Here is a 25,441-nt window from a genome sequence, read left to right on the forward strand (position 1 = left end):
CACAGCTTCGGCTCGGACTTTGCGCGACTTGGCGCGGCGCCGCCGACAGTGGCGGGTTCGCTCAGCAAGGCATGGCAGACCTATCCGCAGCGCACCAGAACGGTTGAGGACAGCAACGGTGTAACGATTGGCCGCTGGCAAGCGTATCGCGAGCTCGAGCGGAGGAGGGCCGACGATCTGATGGCCCAGCCGCTCGTCGCCGAAGCCATGAAAACGCGCGTCGAAAATTGGCACACGCTATTTCAGCGCTGCATCGAGCGCGACATCTCATTCGAAGATAAACGCACCGAAGCCATGCAACAGGTGCGCTACGGCCTTCCACCGGAAAACCGAGCGTTCGTGCGTACTTTTGATTCGACGCCGGTCGTCGATCAGTTGGGCGAAATCGCACATGTGAACGACGAACTTGACCGGATGAGCCGTGTTACGGGCCGTTTGCAGAAGGGGGCGGCAAAGTCGATGGGGCTGCAACACCTCGCCGACATGGCGAGGATGCGCGACACCATGCTCTCGCTCACCGTCAACATTCACGACCGGAAATTCAACGAACTGACGGCCGAGCGCAATCTGCTGATCGCGCTGAACGACATGGCGCGTGAAGCGCAACGCGAAATGTCCAGGGGCGGTGCCGACGTCCCGCTTCGACTGAAGATTCGTGGCGGCAAAGTGGTGCTCAAACCAGCGACGTCGAAGTCGCGCTTCCAGAAGAATCAAATTCGTGCGCGCAACGACGCGGCGCGCCTCGCGTTGCTGCTCGGCTATCCGGCCGACCGGCCGGTGACGTTGAACGACATCCGCGCGAAAGGACTCGGCTTGTACGAGTATTCGGCGGTGTTGGCCGATGCCAAGCACTCGCCGCAAGCCGGGACGGCGTCGTGGCTTGGCGCGCGAGCGTTGGAGATCGATCACTGGAAGCACGCTGCGCGTGAGTTGCGGGACGACCTCCAGCATACGGATGGCGGACGGATGATCGGCGCATCGTCCGAGTCGCCGCACGACGACGCGCAGTTCGATGAAGTCGATTCGCCACAAGGCGTGTCCGGGCTAGCGCCCATCGACGGCCCCTTGCCTGCGACGACGCCGAAGCGTCTCGATGCGCGTCCGTCACCGATCGGCGCATCGAATGACGACGAAGCGTTGCCTACGCTGCTTCGCTCGATGGCAGATGCCATAGACGGCGCGCCAGACGAAGTGAACACGCAGGCGGCCCCGGCAGCATCCGCCACGAAGTCCTTCCGACCGAAGGATCAGCCCGCCTCGCGCCGCGAACAGTTTGTCGAGCAGTTCATTGGTGCCCATCCGGGGAGTGCGGGGCGTCTGAGCGTCATCTTCGAACGGAGCCAGTCGGTCGAGCGTCTGGCCGAGCAGCAGGGCGAACGAAATCGAGAGGCCCAGCGTGAGCATCCACCGGTGCGACGTCTTTCGGGGGAGGTGGGTAGTTCGATGTCGCGGCCGGTCCGTCGCCCAGCCGGTCCCACGGTGGACTGGATCAACGAAACGCCTGAGCAAATGGCATTGCGAACGGGGGCGCGCCCGAAGTCATATCGGGCACAGCCACCTATCGCGAACCCGTCGGATACGCAAGCGCCTCCGCTGCCCATGACGCCGCCACCCGACCAGGAATAAGTCACCTTCTGACCATCAAAGTACAACTCGCCGCCACCGATTTCCGGTGGCGTTTTTTTGCGCGCTCGCATCGTATTCACCGAATTTCGGGCCTTGTAAATCCCCTCGGATCGCATGCAAATTTCGCCGCATATTTTGCTTGGCGAAACCCTGCGCGCACGCGTAATAGTAAATATTTTAATTATCTGCAAGCCTTTTCAATCAATAAGTTGCGCGATTGACGCAACAGTATCTTTCTTTGCTATGTAGGGAACTTGTCAGTAGAATGGCCGCGTTGTTAATAGCGCTACGCGAGGTGAATAGCCTGTCAGGTTTTCTTCACGCATGGCTCGCCCCCGCTTGACTGTCATGCGTGATTCGTCCCCCACAAAACGGAGAACTCCATGTCACAGGACAAGGAACCGCGCCGGCGCTTTCTGCGCCAGGTGCTGGCGATCGTGCCTGCCACGACCCTCGCCACCGGTGCGACGCTTACGCAGTCCGCCTGCAGCAGCCAGACCGCTGCGCCCGCCGCCTCAGGCCAAGCTTACGAACCCAAATACTTCACTGCCGACGAATGGCGTTTCGTCAACGCAGCCGTCGACCGTCTGATTCCCGCTGACGATCTCGGTCCCGGCGCGTTGCAGGCCGACGTGCCGAAGTTCATCGACGGCCAGATGGAAACGCCGTTCGGTCACGGCAAGCTCTGGTACATGCAGGGGCCGTTCCACACCGATCAGCCGCCCGAGATGGGTTACCAACTGAGTCTCGTGCCGCGCGACATCTATCGCCACGGCATTGCCGCGTGCGACGCTCACTGCAAGAAGCAGTACAACAAAGCGTTTGCAGATCTCGACCATGCGACGCAGGAAGCCGTACTCGGGGATCTGGAGCACGCGAAGATCGAATTCGACGCAGTGCCCGCGCGCACGTTCTTCTCCTACTTGCTGGCCAACACGAAGGAAGGGTTCCTCTCGGACCCGATCCACGGCGGCAACAAGGACATGGTCGGCTGGAAGCTGGTGGGTTTCCCTGGCGCACGCGCCGACTTCATGGACTGGGCGGATCAGCCCAACGTCAAATACCCATACGGGCCCGTGTCGATTTCCGGAAAGCGGGGCTAACTCATGGCAATCAAGAAAGATAAGGTCGATGCCGTCATCGTCGGCTTCGGCTGGACCGGGGCGATTCTCGGCCAGGAACTGACCGACGCCGGGCTCAATGTCGTCGCCCTCGAGCGTGGCGCGATGCGCGACACGCCCACCGACGCGCAGTACCCCAAGGTCATCGACGAACTCGAATACTCCGTGCGCGGCAAGCTCTTTCAAGAGCTTGCGCGTGAGACCGTCACGATTCGCCACACACCCGACGATCTCGCGGTGCCGTATCGTCAGAACGGCTCGTTCTTGCTGGGTAACGGTGTGGGCGGTGCAGGCTTTCACTGGAACGGCATGCACTACCGGATCCTGCCGGAAGAACTGAAGCTGCGCAGTCATTACGAAGAGCGCTACGGCAAGAAGTTCATCCCCGAAGGCATGACGATTCAGGACTTCGGCGTGAGCTACGAAGAACTGGAGCCGCACTTCGATTTCGCCGAAAAAGTGTTCGGCACGTCGGGCAAGGCGGGCAACCTGAACGGCAAGATCGTGCCGGGCGGCAATCCGCGCGAAGGGGCGCGCTCGAGCGAGTTCCCCACGCCGCCGCTGCAAAACACCTACGGCGCGCAGCTCTTCGAGAAGGCCGCGCGCGAAGTGGGTTTCAATCCGTACCCCGCACCGGCAGCGAACACGTCCGAGCCGTACACGAATCCGTACGGTGTACGCCTCGGGCCGTGTAACTTCTGCGGATTCTGCGAGAACTACGGTTGCTACATGTATTCGAAGGCTTCGCCGCAGACGACCATTCTGCCGGTGCTGCTCAAGAAGCCGAATTTCGAATTGCGCACGCACTCGTACGTCATCAAGGTCAATCTCGACAGCGACGGCAAGAAGGCGACCGGTGTCACCTACATCGACGCGCAGGGCCGTGAAGTCGAACAGCCTGCCGATCTCGTGATCATGGCGGCGTATCAGATGCACAACGTGCGTTTGTTGCTGCTCTCGGGCATTGGCAAGCCGTACGACCCTAAGACGGGCGAGGGCGTGGTCGGCAAGAACTACGCGTACCAGATGAACGGCGCGGTGAACGTGTTGCTGCCCAAGGGCACGCAGCTCAACCCGTTCGTCGGCACGGGCGCTGGCGGCGTGTCGATGGACGATCTGAACGGCGACCAGTTCGATCACGGACCGCTCGGCTTTGTCGGCGGGGCGAGCATTCGTCACATTCGCTACGGTGGACGTCCGATTAAGATGACGCCGACCGTGCCGGGCACACCGGCGTGGGGCAGCAAATGGAAGGCCGGGATTGCCGACGCGTATCAGCGTTACATGACGATCGGGATTTCCGGCTCGGTCATGTCGTATCGCGATGCGTGTCTCGATCTCGACCCGACGTACAAGGACGCCTATGGCGTGCCGCTGCTGCGCATGACGTTCGACTGGCACGACAACGAATACAACATGCTCGGCTACATGGGCGACCGGATGGAAGAAGTGGGTCGCGCGATGAATCCCGAGAAGGTGTTCCGCGCCATTCGCAAGAAGGGTACGCATTACGACACGCGGATCTATCAGAGCACGCACACGACGGGCGGCGCCATCATGGGCACGAATCCCTCGAACAGCGTGGTCAACAAGTATCTGCAGAGCTGGGACGTCTCCAACGTGTTCGTGATGGGGGCGTCGGCGTTCCCGCAGAACATGGGTTACAACCCCACGGGCGTGGTGGCGGCGCTGGCGTACTGGTCCGCGAAGGCAATTCGCGAGCAGTACCTCAAGAACGCCGGCCCGCTGGTCCAGGCCTGAGGAGCGCAACCATGATCCGCAAAACGATGATGAAACGCTCCGTTGGTGTAATCGCTGTCGGTGCGCTGGCGCTCGCTGCCGTTGCCGTCTGGGCGCAGAACGCGGCCGCACCTTCCGGCGCTGCCGTCTCGCCGGTGCCCACGCCTGCCGTACCCGCTGTGACGGTGGAAGGCGGCAGCGCGCCGCAGACACCGGCCGCTAACGACCCGCAGGCGCAATTGCTCAAGCAGGGCGAGTACCTTGCGCGCGCCGCAGATTGCGCGGCGTGTCACACGGCACCGAAGGGCAAGCCGTTTGCAGGTGGTCTGCCGATCGCGTCGCCGATCGGCACGATCTATTCGACCAACATCACGCCGGACAAAGACACCGGTATCGGCAACTACAGCCTCGAAGACTTCGACAAAGCGGTGCGTCACGGGATCGCGAAGAATGGCTCGACGCTGTATCCCGCCATGCCGTACACGTCGTATGCGAAGGTGCGTCCGGCGGATGTGAAGGCGCTGTACGCGTACTTCATGAACGGCGTGCAGCCGGTCGCGCAGGCGAACAAAGCGACGGACATCCCGTGGCCGATGTCGATGCGCTGGCCGTTGTCGATCTGGCGCAAGATGTTTGCTCCCGCTGTAGTCGCCGATGCGGCATCGACCGATAACGATCCGATCTCGCGCGGACGCTATCTCGTCGAAGGCCTTGCGCATTGCAGCGCCTGCCACACGCCGCGCGGCTTCGCGTTGCAGGAGAAGGCGCTGACCGACGACAGCACGGCGTTCTTGTCGGGCGGCGTGGTCGACAACTTCCTCGCGAAGAATCTGCGTGGCGATGTCACAGACGGTCTGGGCAACTGGAGCGAAGGCGACATCGCGGCGTTTCTCAAGTCGGGACGTAACGACCATTCGGCCGTTTTCGGCGGTATGACGGACGTGGTGCAGCACAGCACTCAGCACATGAGCGACGACGATCTTGCGGCGATTGCGAAGTATCTGAAGACGCTCAAGCCGGTCGATCCGAACGCCAAGGCGCTCGCGTACGACGACACCGCTGCCAAGGCATTGCGTGTGGGGTCGGACAAGAGCAACGGTGCGCTCACGTTCCTCGACAACTGCGCGGCATGCCACCGGAGTACGGGCAAGGGTTACACGCAGACCTTCCCGACGCTGGCGCTCAGCTCGACGGTGAACTCGGTCGATCCGACCTCGCTCATCCACATCGTGCTGCGCGGGGCGGAGATGCCCTCGACGAAGTCGGCACCGACGCACTACGCGATGCCGGGCTTCGACGACCGTCTGACCGATCAGGATGTGGCCGACGTGCTCACGTTCGTGCGTTCGAGCTGGGGCAACAAGGCACCGGCCGTGACGGCCGCCCAAGTGGCCAAGGTACGTAAGGACGTCGCCGCCGCGCCGCAACCGCAGCGTTGATGGTTCAGGTGGTGAAGGTTGCGGTGACGTGCCGATTCACGTCGGCAGGAATACCGCGCCTGTGATGAAATGAAGCCCCGCCGGGCAATTCTGACGGCGGGGCTTTTTGTTTTGGATGTGGTTTTAGACGCGGGGAGGCACGCGTGCCGTTCATTCTTTTGGCGCTCGTCATACTGGCGGGCATTGTGTATGGGGCAGTGCGTCTGTATGCGGCCGTCGCGCTGCGCTTCGGGGCGCTCGCAGCGGTGGCGACGATCATCGTCTGCGTACTGATTGTGGTGTGGCTGGTGGTCGACGCAGTGCGCCGCTACCGCGCGGTGCATGGTGTGCGGCGTGATGGCAAGCGTCTGGTGAGCGTGTCGGGCGAGTGGGGCGAACTCATGCTCGACGCAGACCGCAAGATGGGAACGCTGCGCGTAGACGGTCATGAGACGCGCTTTGTGTTTTCGGATGTCACGTCCGCCCATCCGGTGAATGAGGGCGGACGCTGGTCGCTGACGCTGGAACTCGCACACAACGCGCAGCCGAGCTGGCGAGTGCCGATGCCGGGCCGCGCGCTCGCGCAACGCTGGACGAAGATTTTCCGTCTCGCGAACGCACACCGGTTGTAAGGCTTCGCGCGGTCGCTTAGGCGTTCGCAGGCATCGGCTGGCGCACCGGCGGCACGACACTTTCGTCGTTGATCGGGAAGTGAAGCGCTGCGGCTACCGCGCCGAGAATCGCCGTTGCGGCCCAGATCAGGTTGTACGACCCGGTGACGTCGAGCACGAATCCGCCCAACCACGCGCCGAGGAACGAGCCGACCTGATGGCTCATGAAGCACACGCCGAAGAGCGTGCCCAGATGCCGCGTGCCGAACACCTTCGCCACCAGACCGCTGGTGAGCGGCACGGTGCCCAGCCACGTCAAGCCCATCACGGCCGCAAAGATCACGACGCTCGTGTCGGTTTTCGGCAGCACGAAAAAGAGGGCGATGGCCGCGCCACGTACGAGATAGAGCCAGCCGAGCACATGGTGCTGACGATACCGTCCACCGAGCCATCCGCACGCCCAACTGCCCAGCATGTTGAACAAACCGATCAGCGCGAGCGCCGTCGCGCCAAGCCCGACCGGCATGTGGCACATCAGCAGATAACCCGGCAAGTGCGTTGCGATGAAGGCGAGCTGGAAACCGCAGGTGAAGAAGCCGAGCGTGAGCAGTTGGTAGCCGCGATGCGAACGGGCTTGCCGGAGGACTTCGCGAAGGGACACATGCTCGCCGTCATCCGATTTGGCCGATTTGGCCGATTTGGCCGATTGGGCTGATTGGGCCGATGGGGTGGGGGCGGCGCTGCCGGGTGCGGGCTTGCGGCGACGGGACATCGTCATGAACAAGCCGAGCGGCGCCGCGCAGCACAACACCAGGGCGAGTACGAAGAGCGAGGTGGAGACGCCGTACGTTTCGCGCAAGCCCTGTGCGACGGGCACGAGGGCGACCTGTCCGAGCGAGCCGCCCGCGCTGACGAGTCCCATGGCCATCGTGCGTCGCTCGGGCGTGACGGCACGGCTCACGGCGGGCAGCACCACACCGAACGTCGTGCAACTGATGCCGAGACCGACGAGCACACCCAGCCCGATCACGAGCCAGACACCGGACGGTGCGAGGGCGGCCATCGCCAGTCCGGCAGCGAAGGCAAACGCCCCGAACGCGACGACCGGTGCAGGACCATGACGGTCTGCCATCGCCCCCGCGAACGGCTGCGCGAAGCCCCACACAAGGTTGTGCAGGGCGATGGCGAACGCGACCAGTGTGACGGGCACGCCGCGGTCGTAGGAAAACGGATTGATGAAGAGACCGAACGTCTGGCGCGTGCCCATTGCAGCACTGAGTACGAGTGCGCCAGCGAGAATGATGAGGGTGACGCGTCCCTGTAGCGACGCCGATGCGGGTGGGGTAGTTTGCGACATGATGGTGAATCCTCCTCACCGAAGTGTCGCAATGAAGTCTCCGTCAGGCAAAGGAGTTGTGTGAGCGTGCGGGTGAATTTTATTCACCTTGATGGGTGCCCGCCTGTTCGATGACCCAGTTGCGAAACGCCACGCATTCGGGGTGCGGCTCGATGTCGGGGGCGCTGATCAGCCAGTACGCGCCTTGCGATTGCGTGGTGACGTCGTGCGCGGGGACGAGGATGCCGTTCGCGAGATACTCGTCGACCAGCGGGCGGCGTCCGATCACGATGCCAAGCCCCGCCATGGCCGCCTCGAATGCGAGTTGGATGCTGTCGAAACTCAGCCCGCCCCGGGTATCGAAGTTGTCGATGCCTGCGCCTTCGGCCCAGACCTGCCAATCTTCGCTGGCGCTGCTCACGTGAATGCGAGTCGTCTCGCTCAGATTGACAGTGCCGTCCTCACGGGCGTGCATCGCGAGATAGGCCGGGCTGCACACGGGGACGAACCGTTCGCCGAACAGGCGGTGCCATGTGTCGCTGGCGACGGGCGCGCGTGAGAGGCGGATGGCGAAGTCGAAGCCGTCGGTGGGAAAGCCGACCTGGCGGCGCGAGGTGTCGACGGTGATGTCGACGCCGGGCATGCGACGCATGAACATGTCCAGACGCGGCAGCAGCCAGCGTGAGGCGAGAGTGGGGGCGCAGGTGATGGCGATGGCGCGGGAGGCGTCCGGGGTCGGCAGACGTCGTGTGCCGGTGAGCAGCAGCGAGAACGCCTCGGTCACGTACGCGAGATAGTCCACGCCTTCCGGCGTGAGCGTCAGCCCTTGCGGCGAGCGCGTGAAGAGCGCCACGCCCAGCGTCTGCTCCAGTCCGACAATGCCGTGGCTGACTGCACTCGGGGTGAGATGCAGTTCGGCGGCGGCACGTTTGAAACTCTGATGGCGTCCCGCCGCTTCGAACAGGCGCAGGGCGGACAACGGTGGCAGACGTGGCGGCATGGAATCAGTGTCGAGCGTTCGATGAGTGCCTTTGTGCGCTTGGAGAGTAACGAGTCGGGCGCACGAGACGGCGGCTTCGAGTGGTCGTTCGGATGACGTCGATTCTCGCACGACGTTGGCGCGTGTGGTGCGTCTGGCGGCTTTTCACGGTGTGGCGTGACGTCGAGCGACGCGCCGCAATGCGCAGCGCGGCTCAACTGTTACGGTGTGCGACCGGTACAGGCCCGTGCGGATTCGGTGAAGTGTATCGGGTGTGCGTCGGTACGCGTGTCTATGCTGTCACACCGCGTCTTTCTCGCGTGTTCGCAGAATGCGGCACCGGCGCGGCGTTTCAGATCGACGACTATGACGACCGAACAACTTCTGGCTTTCTGCGCCTTCGCTGTCATCACGCTGGTGACGCCCGGACCCAACAACATGATGGTGCTCGCCTCGGGGCTGAATTATGGCTTCGTGCGCACACTGCCGCATCTCGCGGGTATCGCCTTCGGTTTCGCGCTGATGGTGTTCCTGACCGGTGCGGGCCTGCATACGGTTTTCGTGCGTTTCCCGGTCATCCATACGGTGCTGAAGTACGTTGGCGCGGCGTATCTGCTGTGGCTTGCGTGGCATCTGGCGCGCTCGGGGCCGATGGACGACGAGCGCCGGGGTCGCGAGCGCCCGATGGGCTTCGTCGGCGCGGCGGCATTCCAGTGGGTGAACCCGAAGGCGTGGGTCATGGCCGTAGGCGCGATCAGCACGTATTTGCCCAACGCGTCGCATTTGCCCGACGTCGCTTTGCTCGCTGTGATCTACGGCATCCTCGGCGCGCCGTGCATTGGGCTGTGGGCGGGATTCGGCGTAGCGATGCGCCGCGTGTTGACGGACGCGCGTTCGGTGCGCATCTTCAACGGCGTGGCGGCGGCGCTGCTCGTCGCTTCTCTGTATCCGATTCTGGTCGATTGACGGAATTCACCCGGTAATTCCATCGCTAAATCCATCGTTATACTGACGGTTCTTGCGTACCCTTCCCCCAATGTGAGGTATCGCCATGCCCCGTAAGTTCGTCAGGACGTTGCCGTGTCTCGTTGCTGCGGCAACGCTCGCCTTGTCTCCCCTGTCGTCGCTGGCCTGTACCCGTGTGGTCTATCTCGGTGCGAACGACGATGTCATTACTGCTCGTTCGATGGACTGGAAGCAGGACGTCGCGACCAACCTGTATGTGCTGCCCCGGGGCATTGCACGTGCGGGGGAGGCCGGGCCGAACTCCATCCGCTGGACGGCGAAGTACGGCAGTGTCGTGGCGACCGGTTACGACGTGTCGACGACCGACGGCGTCAATGAGAAAGGTTTGTCGGCGCAACTGTTGTGGCTCGTGGAGTCGCAGTATCCGAAGTTCGACAAGGATTCCAAGCCGGGTTTGACGATTGCCGCGTGGGCGCAGTACGTTCTGGACAATTTCGCGACGGTCGCGGAGGCCGTCTCGGCGTTGGAGAAGGAGCCGTTCACGGTTGTGACGGATAACGTGCCGGGCGAGGATCGGCTCACGACGCTGCATTTGTCGATGTCGGACAGGACGGGCGACAGCGCCATCGTCGAATACATCAATGGTCGGCAGGTGATTCATCACGGCAAGCAGTATCAGGTGATGACGAACTCGCCGACGTTCGACGAGCAGCTTGCGTTGAACGCGTACTGGACGCAGATCGGTGGCACGACGTTTCTACCAGGGACCAACCGCGCGTCGGACCGTTTTGCGCGGGCGTCGTTTTACGTCAATGCGATTCCGAAGAGCGAAGATCCGGTGGAAGCGCTGGCGAGCATGTTCGGCGTGATTCGCAATGCATCGGTGCCGTTCGGCATTACGACGCCGGGGCAGCCGAATATCTCGTCAACGCGCTGGCGAACCGTTGTCGATCACAAGCGCATGCTTTATTTCTTCGAGTCGGCGCTCACACCGAATACGTTCTGGGTGGATCTCAACAAGGTCGACTTTTCGGCCGGTGCGCCAGTCAAGCGCCTTGATCTCGGGAAAGACCAACGCAATACGTTCAGTGGGGAAGTTTCCGCTAGTTTCAAAGCTGCGCCGCCGTTCCCGTTTCTTGGGTTGAAGTCTGGCAAGGCGGGGTGAGGGCGCTGAGAGATCGGCGAGCCGAACGTAGAAATGAAAAACGGGCCCGAAGGCCCGTTTTTACTTGGGTTTGACCGTCTTTCGTTGTCGTCGACGATCAGAATATTGGTGGAGCCGGCGGGGATCGAACCCGCGTCCGCAAGCACTCTACGACCAGTTCTACATACTTAGTTCTGTCATTTGATTTAACTGTTTTGTCGCGGACGAACACGCTACGCAACAGCGATTCACTAAATTTTCGACCTTGGCGTCGTGACGCCGCAAAGGCTTAACTGACGTATATGACCTCTGGCGGTATTGCTACCGGTCTTGCGACACTAGTCCGTCAGTGAACTAGGCAGAGGACGGCGGCCCTTAGGCTGCCAGTGCGAACGTTTCGTCGTTTGCAGTTACGTTTTTCCCATTGATTAACGAGGTGACGGGTCCTCGGTATGCCCTGCATCGCTTTATACCCACGTCGAAACCATGTCGGCCCCAGTGGAATGGTCGATTATGACACAAATGCCTCACTTCAGTGCGAAGTCGACACGCGTGGTGGCTCCCTTGTCCTTGATGCCGTCCGCGTTCAGCTTCGGCGCCACCACGAACAGCCGGTCAGACGCGATCTTGCCGTCCAGCCACGACCGCACCCGCTGGGCACGGCGCTCGGCCAGCGCCCGCAGATCGTCGTCGCCCACCTTGACGTTCGTCTCCATGAGCTTCTCCATCTCGTCATCCGGCAGCGACTTGGTGAGTCCGATCATGTTGCGCGGCTTCGCGAAGTCGGCCGCCTTGTAGGCAGCAGTGAGGTACTTGCTACGTTCCTCCGGTGTCACCTTCACACTGTCGACATCGATGCTCTCGCCCTTGCCAACCATCGCCTTGACCTTCTGCGCCTTGATGGCACGCTCGACCGCCACGCTACGCAAGCCGTCGGTGTCCTTGGCGGGGTCTACGCGACCTACGATGTCCAGCTTCAGCGCTTCGCGATCATTCAGCGCCTTGACCAGCGTTTCGAGACGCTTTTCGTCGTCAGGCGACAGACGCGCACTTCCCGGGGCGAATTCGACGTACCCCAGCTCCTGCTCGCCACCGCCGAATGCGGACGCCAACAAGCTGAACGGTGCTGTGGCCGCCTTGACGATCAGGTTCACGAACGCCCGGAAAATCACGCCGCCGAGGCTGAACTGCGGATCGTCCAGCGAGCCGGAAATCGGAATATCGACGTCGATTTCACCGCGCGAGTTCTTCAGCAACGACACCGCCAGACGCACCGGCAGGTTGGTCGCCGTCGGGCTATCCACACGATCGCCGAACGTCAACTGATCGATGAAGATGTGGTTGTTCGCGGTCAGCTTCGCCTGATCGAGCAAATAGTGCACGTCGACCGTGAGCTTGCCCTTTTCGATGGGATAACCCGCGTATTTCGTGGAGTACGGCGTGAGGTTGGTCAGCTCGATGCCGTCCGCCTTCGCGCCGAGATCCACGAACGCCATCGGCGCCAGCGGGTTGATCTTGCCGTTGATATTGATCGGCGCGTTGCGGTTCACCTTGCCCTGCAACGCCACTTCGGCAGGCTCGGTGGTGGCGGTGCCAAAAGCGCCGATTCGTCCGCCGATATCCGTCAGATTGGCTGTGTAGTTCGGCTTGACGAAGTTGTCTGTGAAGTTGATATTGCCGCCTTGCAGCGTGATACGTCCGATGTGGACGTCCGCAGGCAGCGCCTTGCCCGCGCCGTAGCCGGGGCCACGTTCGGCCGTCGTCTTGCCGGGCGATTGCTCCTTCTTCTCGACCTCCGTCGGCTGCCCGGCTTCTACCGCTGAAGCCGCCGCATCGAGCGGGGGCTTTGCTGCGGACGCCGCATCCAGCGGTATGCCTTCATTGGCGCGCGTGAGCGAGCGGGGCGCCTGGTTATTGCCCACCACGTCGGCCAGATTCAGACGACCGTTCGCATTGATGATCAGACGCGCGTAAAAGCGCGACAGTGCAATGCTGCCCAACTGGACGTTCGGCTTGCCGCTGCCCACCGCCAGATTGATCTGTTGCACCGCCAACGCATTCCAGCGCACGAAGTCGTCCGTCGTCACCTTGTCCAGCAGGCGTACGTTGCCGAGCGTGGCGTCACCGCGATACGTCACTTGCGGGGTGTCGCCCTTCATCGCGAAGGTGGCGCGTCCGTTGCTGGAGAGCAGGGCGCTCGCGATGCTCGCGTTCAGTTCGTCGCTCATGTACGAATCGAACGCAGCCAGATCGAGCTGCTGGGTCTTGACCTGAAGATCGCCGGATAACGGCTGCGGCGTGACGTTACCCGTCGCGTTGAGCGAGCCCTTTTTGTTAAGCGTGCCGCTCACCTCAAGCTGCAACGGCTTGGTCATGTCTTGCGACGCGCCCTGGACCTTGATGTTGAGCGGTGCGAACTTCGCATTGATCGGACGGCCTTTGACCGCGCGATCTTCAAACCCGATGCTCGCGTTCTCGACCGAGACTTTGCCGACCTTCCACTGCCATCCGCCCGCGGCTTGCGCACTCGATGCAGGAGCTTTGCCAGACGTACGCCGACCGCGTTCGGTGCCGACGCGGGCGCTGATGCCGCTGCCGCCGCTTGCGGACGCCTTCGGCTGGCCGTCGCCGGTCAGCGCCAGCAGGTTGATCTTGCCGTCCTTGTCGCGGCGTGCGGCTATGTCCAATCCGCTGACCGTCACTTCGTCCACGACCGCCTGACGGGCACCAAGGTCGAAGTGCGAGAGCTTCGCCTGCGCCTTGGCCAGCTTCACCGGGGCATCGCCCTTCTGGCCGGTCAGCCACTCGATCTTTTCCAGCGTCGCCGTGGCGGGTGCGATCTGCACATTGGGTTGCTTGTCGGGGGCAAACGCGGCATTGAACGTTGCTTGCGCACCCACCGTACCGCTCTTCAGGTCGCCAGCGAGAGCGCCTTGTGCAAACGGCAGCAGCGGCGCGAGCGCGATCGACTGTGCGTCCAGTTCCCCGCTGGCGTTATACGCAGGCAGGCTGAACTGACCGTGCGCCTTGAGCGAGCCACCGCTTTGGACGCCCAGCGACGCATCGTAAGTTGCGGGGTCCTTACCCAGCGTAGAAAACTGTTTCACGCCGAGCTGGACGTTCTCCAGCGCAATGCTCGCGGGCTTTGCGCCGCGCTCATCGGTGAAACGCAGCTTGCTGTTCACCAGAGAAACCTCGCCGACGAGCAGGTCGAGCGGCAACGGTTGCGCTGCGGCCGCAGCCTTCGCCTGCGCGGCTTCAGCCGCCGATGCGGGCGTGGCAGGGCGTGCCGTTTGTTCGGCAGCCACCTTCGGTGCGGACTTTGCCGCTTCGCTCGCCTTGGGCGATGCCGCCGCTTCGTCGACCGCTTTGCCGACAGCCTTCAGCACCGGCCGTTGCGGCAGCAGGGCTTTTACGACGTTGATCGACCCGTCCTTCTCCATCGTGACATGCTGGTCGAGGCCATCGATCCGTATGCTGTCGACGTGATAGATGTTGCTCAGCGGTTCGACCTTGCCCAGCTTGACGTCAATTTGTTTGACCGCAACGAGCGGTGAGCCGTTAGCTTCGTTGACCACTGCGTCAGCCAACCCCGCAGTTCCCGTCAGGACTACGTGGTTGCCGTCCTTGTCTCGCGTAAAGCGCAGTTTCAGATCGGTGCTGATCGCACCGCTCTTGATTTGCGCGGGAACGGTCATGGGCGCGTAACCGAGGTACTTCGGCACGTCGAGCCGGTCGAGCTTGATGTCGACGGTCGACTCCAGCGAGTCGGCAAACGGCTTGGTCTGTCCTGAGATATGCAGCGGCGAGCCGTCGATGGACGCCTGCAGCAACGGCTGTACGAAGATATCGGTGTCGGCCGGCAGGTTGGCAATAAATGGCACGCCGACCTGCAGATTGTCGACAACGTGCTTTTCGTTCTGATAAGCATCGTCGATGCGAATCGTGCCGTTCTTGATCTGTACGTTGTTCAGTGCAAAGCGCGCAGGCTTCGATGGTTCGGGCGAGGGCGGACCGGACGTCGCGCGATCGATGATGTCCGAGAAGTTGAACCGCTGCGGCGCGGTGCGCACGATGTTCACGACGGGCGTGTCGACGTACAACTCGCCGATCACCGGGGCAAAGCGGAATAGCGAGCTCCACGAGGCGTTCACCCGCAATTCGCCGATATCGACGAACGGTTGGCCGGGTGTCTTGTCGCCGATATGCACCTGATGCAGATCGAGACGCAGCGTGTATGGATTGAAACTGACGTCGCCGACGCTCACCGGCCGTTCCAGATAAGCGGAGAGTTTGTCGACGGCGTAATGCTTGAGCACGGCCGGCACCGTAAAGTAGCCGACCACCCCAAATACGGCGATGATCCCTGCGGCCCATAGCCCGGTCTTGCGTGCGCGGCGGCGCACGTCCGGGTCGCGTCCAAGCGCTTGCGCGCGGGCGAGGCCTTGCTGAACGCGGGTGCTGCCTGCGGGGGGAGTTTTTGAGGGTTCGCGATCGTTCGCTTGTTCGGCCATGCGGTCTCCCGTAAGTAGCCTATGAAGCATACGCGGCGCCACCAAGGCGCGGCGGGACATTCCCAGAACGCGCCGCGAGTTTCGCGGCGACGTCCTGGCAGGCGAAGGGGCGGAGGCTTACGCCAACGCCATCACCAGCGGGGCGATCGCGCCCGCGCGTTCGACGACAGCATCCGCCTGCCACTGAGCAGGCGCGAGCGAGTCGCCGCAATAACCGTAGGCCGCAGCAATCGTCGCCATTCCGGCCGCCTTGCCGGCCTGCACATCGCGAAGGTCGTCGCCAACGTACACGATGTGGGCAGGCGCAATGCCAATACGCTCGGCTGCGTAGAGCAGGGGCGCAGGGTGCGGCTTGCTATGCGGCGTCGTGTCGCCCGAGACGACGCAGGTTGCGCCGTCCGCGAGCCCGATCAGCTTGACTAGCGGATTGGTCAGGCGCGCGGCCTTGTTCGTCACGATGCCCCACGGCATGCCACGTTCGCTCAAGGCAGCGAGCAAGCCCGGGATGCCTTCGAACAAGCGGCTTTGCACGCACAACGCGGCTTCGTAGTTGGCAAGGAATGCGTCTCTCAGCGCCGGGAAGGCCGCATCGTCGGGGGTCACGCCGAACGCGCTACCGATCAATCCGCGTGCACCATGTGACGCTTGCAGGCGCAACGTCTCGTAAGGGCCGGGCGGCAGACCACGATCGGTACGCACCTTGTTGACCGCGGCGACGAGATCGGGGGCCGTGTCGGCGAGTGTGCCGTCCAGATCGAACAGGACAGCACGAATCTCGCCGTGCAACAGCGTTGACGTGGCGTCGAAAGAGGAGGGGGCGCGGACGGGGGGCTCGAACATATCAGGCGTCGCGGGTGCAAGCGACCATGTAGTTGACGTCGGTATCGCGATTGATCGCGTAACGTTTGCTGATCGGATTGTAGGTCAGGCCACGCATGTCGCGGATTGTCAGGCCGCTCGCACGGGTGAACGACGCCAACTCCGACGGGCGGATGAACTTGGCGTAATCGTGTGTGCCGCGCGGCAGCATCCGCAGTACGTACTCTGCACCGACCACGGCGAGCAGCCATGCCTTCGGATTGCGGTTGAGCGTGGAAAAGAACACATGACCGCCCGGTTTCACGAGTGTTGCGCACGCAGCGACGATCGATGCCGGCGACGGCACGTGTTCGAGCATTTCCATGCAGGTCACCACGTCGTACGTACCTGCGTCACGCGCCGCGAGCGCTTCGGCGGCGATTTCTTCGTACTCAATGGAAAGGCCAGCTTCCAGGCTATGCAAATCGGCAACCCCGAGCGCCTTTTGCGACAAATCGATGCCTTTGACGCGTGCGCCCTGACGCGCCATCGATTCCGACAGAATGCCGCCACCGCAGCCGATGTCGAGCACGCGCTTGCCCTGCAGCTGGACGTGCTGTTCGATCCAGTCGAGGCGCAACGGGTTGATCTCGTGCAGCGGCTTGAATTCGCTGTGCGGATCCCACCAGCGGTGGGCCAATTCACTGAATTTATTGAGTTCTTGCGGGTCGGCGTTCATCACTTGCTCATAGACGTTGACGGCTCGGGCAGGCGGAATGCCGAGTGGCTGAGCGTGCCCTCCATGCCGGTTGGTCGGCGGGCGCCGTCGAGATGGAGGAAGTATAACGAAGTGAGTGCGCCCATGTCCAAAGCGCAAGGCGTGGCGGGGCCGGACGGTGAGCGGTTTGGCGGCGGATTTGCGCCAGGCCGGGGTGACGCCCGATGACGAGCATCGCGTGCCACCCCGACGGCTCTCACCATCCGGCTTAAGCTCAGGCTGCGGCCGGCAGGTTCGCCAGGACTGCGTGCGGATCGTGGTAGACGAGTCCGAGCGCGTCGGCTACCCCGCGGTTGGTCACCATGCCGCGCGCTACGTTCAGTCCGGCCAGCAAATGCGGATCGGCGCGCATGGCGGCCACAGCGCCGTGATCGGCCAGTTGCAGAATGAACGGAAGTGTCACGTTGTTCAGTGCAAAGGTCGACGTGCGCGGCACGCCCCCCGGCATGTTGGCGACGCAGTAGTGCACCACGCCTTCGACCACGTAGACCGGGTCGGCGTGCGTGGTCGCATGCGACGTCTCGCAGCAACCGCCCTGATCGATGGCGACGTCCACGATCACGGCACCCTTTCGCATCAGACCCAGCATCGCCCGCGTGATGAGCTTGGGTGCGGCGGCGCCCGGGATCAGGACGCCACCGATGACCAGATCTGCATCGCGCAAATGCGTTTCGATCGCGTGCTGCGTCGAATAGACCGTTTGCACGCGTCCCCCGAACTGGGCACTCAGGCGTCGCAACGCGTCGACCGATTTGTCGATGACCGTGACCTGCGCCCCGATGCCGACGGCTACGGTCGCGGCATTCGTACCCACGACACCGCCGCCGAGAATGACGACCTTGCCCGCTTCGACGCCGGGCACACCTGAGAGCAGCAAGCCAAGCCCCCCGTGTGTCTTTTCGAGCGCGGTTGCGCCAGCCTGGATGGACATGCGTCCCGCGACTTCGGACATGGGCGCGAGCAGCGGGAGGCCGCCATTTACGGACGTCACAGTTTCGTACGCGATGCACGTGGCACCGCTCTTGATCAGATCGTTCGTCTGCTCGGGATCGGGAGCGAGGTGAAGATACGTGAAAAGCGTGTGATGAGGCCGCAATCTGGCGCGCTCGACGGCTTGCGGCTCTTTGACCTTGACGATGAGTTCGGCGCGATCGAAGACGTCGACGGCGTTGGCAGCGATGCGGGCGCCTGCGGCGGCATACGCCGTGTCGTCCATCCCAATGCCTTCACCGGCTTGCGTCTCGATCCACACCTCATGCCCGCGTGCCACCACTTCGCGTACAGCTGCGGGCGTCATGCCTACGCGATACTCGTGGTTCTTGATCTCCTTGGGTACACCGATCTTCATGATGCGTCTCCTTTGTTGTGATGTGACTACGAACAGCGAATTCGACAACACGTGATGCCCAAACAAAAACGGCACCCGAAGGTGCCGTCTGGAAGGTCAGGCGAAGGCCGGTTCGGCCTGCGCATGGGACGCGCCACTGTAGCGCGCCACCGATAGGTCGTCGGACAGAATGGCTGGGCGGCGTCCCGACATCAGGTCGGCCAGCAGTTGGCCCGACCCGCAGGACATCGTCCAGCCGAGCGTGCCGTGTCCGGTATTCAGGAACAGGTTGCGCAACGCCGTCGCGCCGACGATCGGCGTGCCGTCCGGTGTCATCGGACGCAGGCCCGTCCAGAAAGACGCTTCCGCAGTGTTGCCTGCACCCGGGTACAGATCGTTCACGACCATCTCCAACGTGGCGCGGCGCGCGGGGTTCAGGCGCTTGTTGTACCCGACGACTTCTGCCATGCCGCCGACGCGGATACGGTCGTCGAAGCGAGTCACGGCGATCTTGTAGGTTTCATCCAGGATGGTGGATACCGGTGCGCGCGACGCATCGACGATCGGTACGGTAATCGAGTAGCCCTTGAGCGGATACACCGGAATATCGACGATCCCGCGCAGGAATGGCGTGGAGTACGAGCCGAGCGCGACGACATAGGCGTCCGCACGTTGCAGTGAACCGGCGCAAACCACACCCTCGATCTTGTCGCCGACCACGTTCAGGCCGTCGATCGGCATGTCGTAGCGGAATTTCACGCCGAGCGCTTCAGCCATGGCCGCCAGACGCGTCGTGAACATCTGGCAGTCGCCGGTCTCGTCGTTCGGCAGACGCAGGCCGCCGGTCAGCTTGTGCGATACGGCCGCCAACGCCGGTTCTGCGGTCGCGAGCGCCTTGCTGTCCAGGAGTTCGAACGGCACGCCTGCCTCTTCGAGCACGGCGATATCGCGCGCTGCGTTTGCGAGTTGATCTTCGGTCCGGAACAATTGGAGCGTGCCCGCCTGACGGCCTTCGTAGGCGATGCCGGTCTCTGCACGCAGCTCACGGAAGCAGTCGCGGCTGTATTCGGCGATCCGCACCATGCGTTCCTTATTGACGGAATAGCGCTCCGGCGTGCAATTGCGCAGCATCTGATACAGCCACTTCAACTGCGTGAGGGTGCCGTCCGGACGAATGGCGAGCGGGGCGTGTTTCTGGAACAGCCACTTGACGGCCTTCGCCGGAATCCCCGGTGCGGCCCACGGGGACGCATATCCGGGCGAAATCTGACCAGCGTTGCCGAAGCTGGTTTCGAGCGCCGGTCCTGCCTGACGGTCGAGCACCGTGACGTCATGCCCGGCCTTTGCCAGGTAGTAGGCGCTGGTTACGCCGATGACGCCGCTGCCGAGAACGATGACCTTCATTGCGTTGACTCCTGTAAAACCATAGTTATGCAGTAATAATTAGCATGCTATTCTCGGAATCATAGGTTTAGTTAATGTATATGGCCTGAATTCAGGAAAAAATCATGAGAGTGCAGCAGCAATCCGTCCGGACACTGGATCGGCTCGACCGACGCATCCTGACGTTGCTCCAACAGGACGGCCGAATGTCGATGAAGGACCTGTCGGAGCAGGTCGGTCTATCCATCACGCCGTGCATCGAGCGCGTGAAACGCATGGAGCGAGACGGCGTGATCATGGGCTACTTCGCCCGCGTCAATCCGGCGGCGCTGGGCGCGGCACTGCTGGTGTTCGTCGAAATCACGCTCGACCACAAATCCGGCAACATGTTCGACCAGTTCCGGCGGGAGGTGCTGCGTATTCCGGAGGTCATGGAATGTCACCTGATTTCGGGCGATTTCGACTATCTGATCAAGGCGCGCATCCGCGAGATGTCCGAGTACCGGAAATTGCTGGGCGACATTCTTCTTCAACTGCCCGGTGCCGTGCAGTCGAAAAGCTATGTCGTCATGGAGGAAATCAAGGAAACGCTCACCGTTCACGTTGACGAGTGAGCGCGTTGTCTAAAAAAGCGGCATCTGTGGATCTGCCGCAGTGGCCGGTCCGCTGTTCTGTGGCGGCAATTCCGGGACGCAGAACTGATCGTTTCTCAAGGGCGGTCTGGCCTGATTGAGCCCTAACTTGCGTGCGGCCAGGTGAAAGCGCTGCCGAATCAATTCGGCGTGTAATCCGGTGCCTTTCATCCGTGTACCGAACTCTGAGCTGTTGTGCTTTCCGTCTCGCACTTGCTCGATCAGACTCATGACGTGACGAGCCCGCAACGGGTAATTGGTTTCCAGCCATTCAACGAAGACGTCGTGCACTTCTCTGGGAAGCCGCAACATCACGTACGCAGCGTAGGTTGCGCCCGCTTCGGCTGCGGTCGTCAGCACTCGCTCGATGTCGAAATCGGTCAGCGCTGGCACGATCGGCGCGACGATGACGCCTGTCGGAATACCTGCATCCGTCAGCTTGCGGATGGCATCGATGCGTCGCGACGGCGTATTCGCACGCGGTTCCATCTTGCGGGCGATATCCGCGTCGAGCGTTCCCACCGAAATGAAGACTCGTGCCAGCCCGCGCGCGGCCATGCGCGAAAGAATGTCGATATCGCGTGTGACGAGCGCCGACTTGGTGGTGATGCCGACAGGGTGCCCAAAACGCTCCAGCACTTCCAGGACGCTGCGTGTGATCCCGTATTCCCGCTCGATTGGCTGATAAGGATCCGTGTTTGCGCCCAGCGCAAGTAAGGCGGGCTGATAACCGCGCTTGCGCAACTCTGCGTCAAGACGCTCTGCTGCATTGTGTTTCGCGTACAAACGGGTCTCGAAGTCCAGACCGGGAGAGAGCCCCAGGTAGGCGTGCGTGGGGCGCGCAAAGCAATAGGTGCAGCCGTGCTCACATCCACGGTAGGGATTGATCGAGCGATCGAAGGGGATGTCCGCCGAAGTGTTGCGGGACATGATCGTTCGCGCGTTTTCCAGTGCGACCTGAGTCACGAATTTGACTTCACATTCTTGGGCAGCGTCCGATTCATGGCGGGTCTCATCGCTCTCGCGACGGAACGCTGAAAAGCGCGATTCGAGATTGGCGGTGGCGCCTCGGCCCTTGCGCGACGGGGGCGGCGCGAATGAGGATGCCATGACTCATCTCCTGAATAGCTGTCCCTGTCACGGCCATCGGACGGCCGCAGGGAATGCTTGTCATTATACTGTGTTTTTGTACAGTATTTGGATGGAGGCGAGCTATGAAGAATGGGGTGAGCGGCATATCGCTGGCACTCGTCGGCCCGGTGGCGCTGACGATCCGGGTCGCGGCGATAGGGTGGGGCTTTTGCGAGGCGTGGCTAAAACTATGTACGACTTCCGGGCGTGACCGGAGGGATAAAGGGTGCGATCGCCCGTGCGATGTCGTCGAGGGCCGCGTTATCCGGGTTCGGACGTTGACGCGCCAGATGAATGGCGCGCAGGGTCAGCAGCGAGTAAAGCGTTGCATGATTGCCACCCATGGCTGCGAGCGCTTCGACGTGGCGGGCAACGATATTGGCGTCGCCGCGCGACACCGGTCCGGCAAGCGCGCCCGGGAGCCCGCGTTCGCGCGCTGCGTTGAGCGTGCCCATGACCAGCGGCCACATAGCATCCTGCGCATCGCCTTCGGGCATGCCGATGGAGTTCCAGAGGTGAGTCGCCTCGTCGAGCAGACAGAGCAGAAAGCTGGCTGCATAGTTGGCGCCCGCGTGGTATCGCATGCGCTCGCCCGCCGGGATCGACAAGGGGCGGCAGCCAATATCGCTCGCGAGACGCTGAAGGATGTCGTTCAGCGGCGCTTCGGCCTCGATGGTAATGGCGCACCCTTGCAAGCGCGTCGCGTCGTCGTCGAGTCCTGCGAAAAGAAAAAGCGGATGGAAGCCGCCAATTCGCCCGCCGTGGCGCGTCGCGGGCGTGAGCAACCCAACCTCGGATGCACCGCTGCAATGTACCAGCGCCTGGCCCGCTCGCGGCGTGAGGTGCGCAGCGCAAGTCGCTATGGCATCGTCAGGCACCGTCAGGAAGACCAGATCGGCTCGCGAAAAGATGTCGCTCATGTCCTCCGAGCGTTCAATGCCGAGGGCCTCGCAATTGGGCAAGGCCGTCGCAATACGCCTCGAACTTTCGACACGCCGGCTAGCAACGATCGTTACTTCATATCCGGCGCGGGTCGCGGCTTGCGCGAGCGCACGAGCCACACGCCCGGCGCCGACGAAGCCCAGCGTCGGTCGATCGGAAGGGGCGGTGGGAGTGGGCGTCACGATCGGTTTTTACTGCGACAGGCGATTCGGCGTGTCGTGGATTTCAAAGTAGGTCTGAAATGCGACGGCCAAACCGACCATCATCAGCATGGCGCCCACAAACAGCGACACGCTGACGATGATGACCGCGATCCAGCCCGACTGCGACTTGCTCGAGACGTGGGTGTTGAACTGCGCGTTCCAGCGCTCGTCGGGACGCAAGCCGTAGACAATCGCCGCGAGAAACGCCGAAAACAGCGAAATGGCACCCAGAATCGTGAGTATCCAGCCTGCGAAGGAATGCAGTTCGCTTGTGACCAGAAGTCCCCAGCCCGCCACCCCGCATGCCGAGCCCACAATGTGGGCCCAGCCGAAGCGGTCGCGCAAGCCATACAGATAGAAGCGATGCAGGCCGAGCGTCCCGAACAGCATGGCGAGACCGGCGGTCAGGGTCTTGGATTTATAAGCGACTGCGTTCATTTGGAATGGTTATCGAGCAGGCGTTTCCCGAATGACTTCGACGAGCGTCCAGCGCATGCTCGACGCGTCAGCGGGCGGATTGGCGACAGGTTCGCCGTGAATTTTCACGCGGTATTCTACGCCGGGCTTCCACTCGAAGCCATCGATGTGGGCATACCAGAGTTCCCACTGCGATTTGCCGGAGTCGTCGGCGGCGCGCACACGCAAGCACTTGCGCGGCGCCACGCCGACACAGTCCGCCATCTGGGAATCGACGTCGAGAATTCGATCTTCCGTCGTTGCTGCCCCGCTCATACCTGCCACCGTGCGGTTAAGCAACGTTTGCGATGCATAGGTGAGTGTCGGGCCGTTCGGTGCGCTCAGAATCAATTGCGTGTCGCGGCGTTCGAAGCGGGTCATGCTGGCGAGCGTCTTGAGGTAGCGGTCTTCGAAAGCCATCGAATCCGGGCAGGCCATGCGAGTGGCGGCAGGGGGTTGGATGCTGAGTTGTCCTTTGCCGGGGCCTATCGCGTATTGCCCAAAGATGCGATTGCAGCCGCCGGTGCCGGAGTAAGCCCCCTTGTCATTGAAGGTCAGGTTGATGGCGCGGCCTTCCGGCAGCTTCGGCGCGTCGCTCGTGCCTTCCCATTTCATCAACTGCCAGGTGCCGAGAATGTCGGCAGGGGCGGTCGCTGCCGCGGTGTTATCCGGCGTACCCGATGCGGGATTGGCGCCTCCGCCGGAAGGCGCTGCACAACCGGCCAGCATGGCGGCAGGCACGAGGAGCGTCACCAGATACGAAGTCAACGAGGACGGCAGGAACGAGAGTAGGCGTTGAGTCATGATGTTGTATGGGCGTAGTTGCGGAGAGGGCAGGGACGGCGAAAACGTCGCGCTGAATGTGGGGCGATATGTTCCAGCGGTGCCGTGAGTACCATGCTTCGTTGACCGGGCAGGCCTGGGGTCAGTTCCTTGCGTAGGCCTGATGATGTTTCCCATTGGCGTGAAATGCGTCATCGCGATACCTCATGGCTTTCGGTACGTGATTCGATATATCGCTCCGGCATGGTCGTCGCTGATCAGGAGAGAGCCATCCGGCAGGGTCAGCAGATCGACGGGGCGACCCCACACGGCGTCGCCGTCACCTAACCACCCCTGCACAAAAACTTCCTGCTTGCTGACGTTGCCTTTCGCATCCAGAACCACACGAACGACCCGATATCCCACTTTGCTGCTGCGATTCCACGAACCGTGCTCAGCAATAAAGATACTGCCGCGATAATCATCCGGGAACTGCTTGCCTGTATAGAAGTGCATACCGAGGGCGGCCACGTGGGCACCCAGCTTGGCCATGGGCGGCGAAAAAGTGCGGCACGCCTTTTCGCGGCCGAAGTCGGGGTCGGGGACATCGTTAGCGTGGCAGTATGGGAACCCAAAATGCTCTCCCATCCGCGTCAGACGGTTGAGCTCGTCGTCGGGAACATCGTCGCCGAGCTGATCGCGCCCGTTATCGGTGAACCATAGCGTATTGGTGCCGGGCTGCCAGTCGAATCCCACGGTGTTGCGCACGCCGCGGGCGACTACCCGCCAGTCCGTACCATCGGCCTTCATGCTGCCGATCATCGCGTAACGATTCTCGTCGCGTTTGCAAACATTGCAGGGTGCGCCGACCCCCACATACAGACGCTGGTCCGGGCCGAAGGCGATATATCGCCAGCCGTGGTGGCTTTCGGTGGGAAGTTTGTCGTAGACGACGCTCGGTTTGCCGGGGTTGTCGAGATGGTTTTCGATGTCATCGAGTCTGACGATGCGCGACACGGCCGAGATATATAAAGCACCGTTGCGCATAGCGACGCCGACCGGCATGTTCAGGCCTGACGCCACCGTGCGGACCTTGGCCGCGTAGGCGCGCGATGGATCGAGCGTGATGGCGTAGACGTTGCCTTGCGCCCGGCTACCGACAAACAGCGTGCCCTTCGGACCTAATGCCATGCCGCGGGCCCCGGGGACCTGATCGGAAAGGACTTCGACGTAGAAGCCCTGAGGTAACGAGAGACGCTCGATGGGAAGGGCGTCACGCGCCGCCGCCAATTGCGGGACGCACGTCAGCACGGCGCCGATAAGGATGATCACCTGCGCGGCAATCCGCATGGGCCATGGCAGAAGGAAGGAGAGTAAGTATCCATCGGGAAATCGTCGCATGCAGGGCTCGCTTTACACCAAGGATGCGTGCATTGTAGACCAGCGGTTATCGGGGCGCGGCACCGCCGCGCAAGCCCTCTAATATAGGCGTGCCTATACGGGGTGTACTTTCCCTTTGGCGAAGTGTTTGTTTTGACGAGGGTTTTGCGCTATAATCACGCGTTTTCTGTCCG

General features: G+C 62.3%; 20 protein-coding genes and 1 other RNA gene. 8 read left to right on the forward strand and 13 right to left on the reverse strand.

Annotated elements, in window-relative coordinates; all coding sequences use genetic code 11:
- Positions 1–48: 48 nt before the first annotated feature.
- From NTU39_RS09525 to NTU39_RS09545, 5 genes are all read left to right on the forward strand, one after another.
- Positions 49–1,626, forward strand: a complete 1,578-nt coding sequence (locus NTU39_RS09525) for a hypothetical protein (protein ID WP_257959733.1) — start codon at positions 49–51, stop codon at positions 1,624–1,626.
- A gap of 383 nt (positions 1,627–2,009) precedes the next feature.
- Positions 2,010–2,729, forward strand: coding sequence for a gluconate 2-dehydrogenase subunit 3 family protein (locus NTU39_RS09530; RefSeq protein WP_150664727.1), 720 nt, complete (start codon positions 2,010–2,012; stop codon positions 2,727–2,729).
- 3 nt (positions 2,730–2,732) lie between these two features.
- The gene (locus NTU39_RS09535) at positions 2,733–4,508 is read left to right on the forward strand and encodes a GMC family oxidoreductase (protein WP_039399470.1); all 1,776 of its coding nucleotides are present in this window, start codon (positions 2,733–2,735) and stop codon (positions 4,506–4,508) included.
- Positions 4,509–4,519: 11 nt separating this feature from the next.
- Positions 4,520–5,926 carry a c-type cytochrome gene (locus NTU39_RS09540; protein WP_246184601.1) on the forward strand — a complete coding sequence of 469 codons (1,407 nt, stop codon included), beginning with the start codon at positions 4,520–4,522 and terminating at the stop codon, positions 5,924–5,926.
- A 143-nt stretch (positions 5,927–6,069) separates the two neighbouring features.
- A complete protein-coding gene (locus NTU39_RS09545; protein ID WP_257959734.1) occupies positions 6,070–6,537 on the forward strand; it encodes a hypothetical protein in 468 nt (155 codons plus the stop codon).
- 16 nt (positions 6,538–6,553) lie between these two features.
- Here NTU39_RS09545 and NTU39_RS09550 read toward each other — a convergent pair whose 3' ends face one another.
- Together NTU39_RS09550 and NTU39_RS09555 are read right to left on the reverse strand one after the other, a co-directional pair.
- Entirely contained in the window at positions 6,554–7,873 is a 1,320-nt protein-coding gene (locus NTU39_RS09550; protein ID WP_257959735.1) for an MFS transporter, read from the reverse strand.
- A gap of 79 nt (positions 7,874–7,952) precedes the next feature.
- Complete coding sequence (locus tag NTU39_RS09555; RefSeq protein WP_150664730.1) at positions 7,953–8,852, reverse strand: LysR substrate-binding domain-containing protein; 900 nt, start codon at positions 8,850–8,852, stop codon at positions 7,953–7,955.
- 345 nt (positions 8,853–9,197) lie between these two features.
- Between NTU39_RS09555 and NTU39_RS09560 the strand changes: the two genes are divergently transcribed.
- The gene (locus NTU39_RS09560) at positions 9,198–9,797 is read left to right on the forward strand and encodes a LysE family translocator (RefSeq protein WP_150664731.1); all 600 of its coding nucleotides are present in this window, start codon (positions 9,198–9,200) and stop codon (positions 9,795–9,797) included.
- A gap of 85 nt (positions 9,798–9,882) precedes the next feature.
- A complete protein-coding gene (locus NTU39_RS09565; RefSeq protein ID WP_257959736.1) occupies positions 9,883–10,962 on the forward strand; it encodes a linear amide C-N hydrolase in 1,080 nt (359 codons plus the stop codon).
- Between the two features lie 106 nt (positions 10,963–11,068).
- Here NTU39_RS09565 and ssrA read toward each other — a convergent pair.
- From ssrA to NTU39_RS09595, 6 genes are all read right to left on the reverse strand, one after another.
- Positions 11,069–11,438: a transfer-messenger RNA gene (gene ssrA / locus NTU39_RS09570) on the reverse strand.
- A gap of 30 nt (positions 11,439–11,468) precedes the next feature.
- The gene (locus NTU39_RS09575; RefSeq protein ID WP_257959737.1) at positions 11,469–15,455 is read right to left on the reverse strand and encodes a DUF748 domain-containing protein; all 3,987 of its coding nucleotides are present in this window, start codon (positions 15,453–15,455) and stop codon (positions 11,469–11,471) included.
- Positions 15,456–15,572: 117 nt separating this feature from the next.
- Entirely contained in the window at positions 15,573–16,295 is a 723-nt protein-coding gene (locus NTU39_RS09580) for an HAD-IA family hydrolase (RefSeq protein WP_150664734.1), read from the reverse strand.
- A 1-nt stretch (position 16,296) separates the two neighbouring features.
- Complete coding sequence (gene ubiG / locus NTU39_RS09585; RefSeq protein WP_150664735.1) at positions 16,297–16,992, reverse strand: bifunctional 2-polyprenyl-6-hydroxyphenol methylase/3-demethylubiquinol 3-O-methyltransferase UbiG; 696 nt, start codon at positions 16,990–16,992, stop codon at positions 16,297–16,299.
- Between the two features lie 253 nt (positions 16,993–17,245).
- Positions 17,246–18,379, reverse strand: a complete 1,134-nt coding sequence (ald, locus tag NTU39_RS09590) for an alanine dehydrogenase (RefSeq protein ID WP_150664736.1) — start codon at positions 18,377–18,379, stop codon at positions 17,246–17,248.
- A 96-nt stretch (positions 18,380–18,475) separates the two neighbouring features.
- Positions 18,476–19,762, reverse strand: coding sequence for a D-amino acid dehydrogenase (locus NTU39_RS09595; protein ID WP_257959738.1), 1,287 nt, complete (start codon positions 19,760–19,762; stop codon positions 18,476–18,478).
- A 104-nt stretch (positions 19,763–19,866) separates the two neighbouring features.
- On the opposite strand from NTU39_RS09595, the gene NTU39_RS09600 reads away from it, so the two are divergent.
- Positions 19,867–20,355, forward strand: a complete 489-nt coding sequence (locus NTU39_RS09600) for an Lrp/AsnC ligand binding domain-containing protein (protein WP_039399452.1) — start codon at positions 19,867–19,869, stop codon at positions 20,353–20,355.
- A 9-nt stretch (positions 20,356–20,364) separates the two neighbouring features.
- Here NTU39_RS09600 and NTU39_RS09605 read toward each other — a convergent pair whose 3' ends face one another.
- From NTU39_RS09605 to NTU39_RS09625, 5 genes are all read right to left on the reverse strand, one after another.
- On the reverse strand, positions 20,365–21,483 hold the full coding sequence (locus NTU39_RS09605) for a PA0069 family radical SAM protein (RefSeq protein ID WP_257959739.1): 1,119 nt from the start codon (positions 21,481–21,483) through the stop codon (positions 20,365–20,367).
- Positions 21,484–21,692: 209 nt separating this feature from the next.
- Complete coding sequence (locus NTU39_RS09610; RefSeq protein ID WP_150664739.1) at positions 21,693–22,628, reverse strand: Rossmann-like and DUF2520 domain-containing protein; 936 nt, start codon at positions 22,626–22,628, stop codon at positions 21,693–21,695.
- Between the two features lie 9 nt (positions 22,629–22,637).
- Entirely contained in the window at positions 22,638–23,087 is a 450-nt protein-coding gene (locus tag NTU39_RS09615; protein ID WP_150664740.1) for a TM2 domain-containing protein, read from the reverse strand.
- A 9-nt stretch (positions 23,088–23,096) separates the two neighbouring features.
- Complete coding sequence (locus NTU39_RS09620) at positions 23,097–23,909, reverse strand: META and DUF4377 domain-containing protein (protein WP_174984722.1); 813 nt, start codon at positions 23,907–23,909, stop codon at positions 23,097–23,099.
- A 183-nt stretch (positions 23,910–24,092) separates the two neighbouring features.
- Complete coding sequence (locus NTU39_RS09625; protein ID WP_257959740.1) at positions 24,093–25,268, reverse strand: PQQ-dependent sugar dehydrogenase; 1,176 nt, start codon at positions 25,266–25,268, stop codon at positions 24,093–24,095.
- Positions 25,269–25,441 lie beyond the last annotated feature (173 nt).

The sequence above is a fragment of the Pandoraea commovens genome (genome assembly GCF_024704525.1).
In the GTDB taxonomy this organism is placed as follows: Bacteria; Pseudomonadota; Gammaproteobacteria; order Burkholderiales; family Burkholderiaceae; genus Pandoraea; species Pandoraea commovens.